The sequence below is a fragment of the Flavobacterium sp. genome (assembly GCF_044371705.1).
GTDB lineage: Bacteria > Bacteroidota > Bacteroidia > Flavobacteriales > Flavobacteriaceae > Flavobacterium.
The window spans coordinates 1-2702 of the sequence record NZ_JBILTE010000264.1; the positions used below are offsets into that span (position 1 = coordinate 1).

At 34.6% G+C, this 2702-nt stretch carries 5 protein-coding genes and 1 pseudogene; 3 read left to right on the plus strand and 3 right to left on the minus strand.

All coding sequences use genetic code 11. From position 1 onward, the window contains the following. The 3 genes from ACIQ2S_RS12725 to ACIQ2S_RS12735 form a co-directional block, all read left to right on the plus strand. Window positions 1-378: MBL fold metallo-hydrolase (locus tag ACIQ2S_RS12725; protein ID WP_396176578.1), on the plus strand; the 378-nt coding region annotated here is incomplete at its 5' end. Between the two features lie 4 nt (window positions 379-382). After that, complete coding sequence (locus ACIQ2S_RS12730; protein ID WP_396176580.1) at window positions 383-868, plus strand: hypothetical protein; 486 nt, start codon at window positions 383-385, stop codon at window positions 866-868. Window positions 869-903: 35 nt separating this feature from the next. Continuing rightward, complete coding sequence (locus ACIQ2S_RS12735; protein ID WP_396176582.1) at window positions 904-1392, plus strand: hypothetical protein; 489 nt, start codon at window positions 904-906, stop codon at window positions 1390-1392. A 118-nt stretch (window positions 1393-1510) separates the two neighbouring features. Here ACIQ2S_RS12735 and ACIQ2S_RS12740 read toward each other — a convergent pair whose 3' ends face one another. From ACIQ2S_RS12740 to ACIQ2S_RS12750, 3 genes and pseudogenes are all read right to left on the minus strand, one after another. Further along, window positions 1511-2152 carry an alpha/beta hydrolase gene (locus ACIQ2S_RS12740; protein ID WP_396176584.1) on the minus strand — a complete coding sequence of 214 codons (642 nt, stop codon included), beginning with the start codon at window positions 2150-2152 and terminating at the stop codon, window positions 1511-1513. Between the two features lies 1 nt (window position 2153). After that, the gene (locus ACIQ2S_RS12745) at window positions 2154-2477 is read right to left on the minus strand and encodes a DUF4870 domain-containing protein (protein ID WP_396176586.1); all 324 of its coding nucleotides are present in this window, start codon (window positions 2475-2477) and stop codon (window positions 2154-2156) included. Beyond that, a pseudogene (locus ACIQ2S_RS12750) lies at window positions 2474-2702 on the minus strand (dihydroorotase); the annotation flags it as partial. The gene ACIQ2S_RS12745 and the pseudogene ACIQ2S_RS12750, both read right to left, overlap by 4 nt.

The window sequence follows — 2702 nt, forward strand, 5'->3', positions numbered from 1 at the left end:
GTTCATGAAGTTACAAACAATGTTCCTTTTTTAATTGGAGATAAAAAGGCAGTTCCGATTAATGTTCACCATGGTTCATTACAAGTTTTTGGCTATCGCATCGATGATTTTGCCTACTTAACCGATGTAAAAACCATTGCTGATGCAGAGGTTGCTAAACTTAAAAATTTAAAAGTATTAGTAATCAATGCTTTGCGTGAAGAACCACATACTACCCATTTTAATTTAGAAGAAGCGTTGGCTTTTATTGCTTTAGTAAAGCCCGAGCGAGCGTATTTAACACACATCAGTCACTTGTTAGGTTTTCATGAAGCGGTGCAACAAAAATTACCAACCAACGTTTATTTAGCTTATGACAATTTAGAAATCTCAATTTAAAACCATGAAGAAATCACTTTTCCTTTATTTATTTATTATAGCAGTTTTAATGGCACTATTTACCTATGCTTTTTACAGTAAACAGCTAAAATTTGAGAAACAACGATTTGAGACTTATCAAACAAGAATGACCGATAGTATTAGCTCGATGCAACTGCGAATGCAAGATGCAGATTACTTTTCCATTGAATCAAACAGCAATGCTCAAGACTATTTGTATCCCTATGATTATGCTAAGATTAGCACCAAAGTTAGTGAGACCTTAATGGATTTTAACAGCACACTGGAAGGAAACCCATACATAGGACAAGAAAAGTTGGGCGATCAAAAGTTTATTATTAACAAAATTAAAGTAGTGAACCATCGATGGGTGATAGCCGATTTTAATGATGGAACTTTATGGGGCGATGTGTTGATTCAATATTTTATTGAAGAAGATGGTTCGATTACTTTTAAAGTGATTCAATCATTTTTATATCCTAAACAATAAATTTTTAGTACTTTTAACATCCACATTTTTACACTATGAAAAAATCGTTTTTTATGTTTGGATTATTTTTTGTTTTCATCTCTTGTAAAGATCGAACAAAACCAAAAGTAGAAGTAGTACTGGAATCCAAACAAACCAGCAATATTGTTGTAGGTGCTCAAACGGATGAGGAAGGATGTTTGACTTCTGCAGGATACATACATTCTAAAATAAAGAATGACTGCGTTCGATTGTTTGATATTGGAATTCGATTGAATCCGAAATCCAACCCTACAAATGAAAACGCAGTTTTAGTAGCCTATCTGATCTTAAGTGACGATGCGTTTGAAGCCGAAGTGTTTCTTCCTTCGCAAGAAGAATCGGTTATGTTTTTACGAACGGAAGAATCTCAGCCCTGGGTTTATCAAGATTGGCAGTTGGTTGCGAATGAAGGATATGTTTTGATGAAAAATGAAGAGATACTTTTCGCCGGTGATGGCTTAATTGGACCGAAAATAACGGGTAGTGATAAAAAGGAAGAATAAAAGAACTTTTTATCTAAACCTGTCATTCCGAACTTGTTTCGGAATCTAAAAGCACAAATTAACGTTGAGATGCTGAAACAAGTCAGCATGACAAGTTTTTTTATTTTAGACCTTAACACTAATTATTTTTTAACCAATTTTTAAAATCAAAAAAGTTTTGAGGAGAAACTCCGTGACCGATTGGGTATTCTTTAAATTGGATGTCAATTCCTAGGTGTTGTAAATATTCCGGTGCTTTTCGAGCCCATTCTACAGGTATTACTTGGTCTACGGTTCCGTGAGAGGCAAATATTTTCAAATGCGAAACATCTTTTTTCTCAAAACCTTCTTTGGCAATTTCGGTATTTAAATAGCCACTTAATGCCACAACTTTACTTATTTTTTCAGGGTAGGAAAGTGCCACTGCATAACTCAAAATGGTTCCTTGGCTAAAACCAACCAACGTTACATCTGTAGTATCAATCGGATATTTTGCAACAACTTCGTCAATAAAACGGGCAATTAAATCTCTGGATTGACGTGCCTGATTCAAATCGGAAAACTTATTCTCGTCAGCATCAAAATTGATGGCGTACCATGCATAACTACCATACATTAAATCGTAAGGAGCACGTGCCGCTATAATAAAGTAATCTTCCGGAAGTTCGGAAGCAAATGAAAACAGGTCTGCTTCGTTGCTTCCATAGCCGTGAAGCAATAGAAGTAAAGGATTTTTGTCTTTAACTACTTTGGGTGTTTTGATAAGAAATTCTAATTCCATATTACAGACCTTTAAAGAGTTTTTGATAAAAGCCTCCAACTAAAGGTACAATTTTCGTTTCACCATTCAAAGCTCCTAGAAATCCATAGATCCAAAGAATAAAGAAAAATAAATAAAATCCGCCCGAAACCATCCAGTTATCAAAATAACCAATGAGGTATCCCAAGGCAAAAAATGTTAGAAAAATTCCCAAAGCCTGACGAATATGAAAACTTGCAAATACATTTTTGTTTTCACTATTCATAAAAATGGCAATAACTGCACCGATAAGGGTTAAATAGGCAACTATTGCTGCGTTTTTTCCTTGTTCAACTGATTCGTTCATGTGTTTGTATTTAAAACTCCGTTGACAAATATCCCATACACTTCACCTTTCATTTTTTGATTTAAAAAGGCCGAGTTTTTAGATTTCGATTGGATGTGTTCACTTTTAAAAACCCATTCTTTGGAAGGGTTAAAAAGAGTCAGGTTTGCAAACTCACCTTCTTTTAGTTCGTCTTCAGTGATTCTGAAAACGCTTCTGCCGGAAGTCAGTTTTTCAATAATTGTA

Coding starts and splice junctions, on each gene's coding strand:
- ACIQ2S_RS12735 (WP_396176582.1), top strand. CDS start 904: ATGAAAAAATCGTTTTTTATGTTTGGATTATTTTTTGTTTTCATCTCT.
- ACIQ2S_RS12730 (WP_396176580.1), top strand. CDS start 383: ATGAAGAAATCACTTTTCCTTTATTTATTTATTATAGCAGTTTTAATG.
- ACIQ2S_RS12745 (WP_396176586.1), bottom strand. CDS start 2,477: ATGAACGAATCAGTTGAACAAGGAAAAAACGCAGCAATAGTTGCCTAT.
- ACIQ2S_RS12740 (WP_396176584.1), bottom strand. CDS start 2,152: ATGGAATTAGAATTTCTTATCAAAACACCCAAAGTAGTTAAAGACAAA.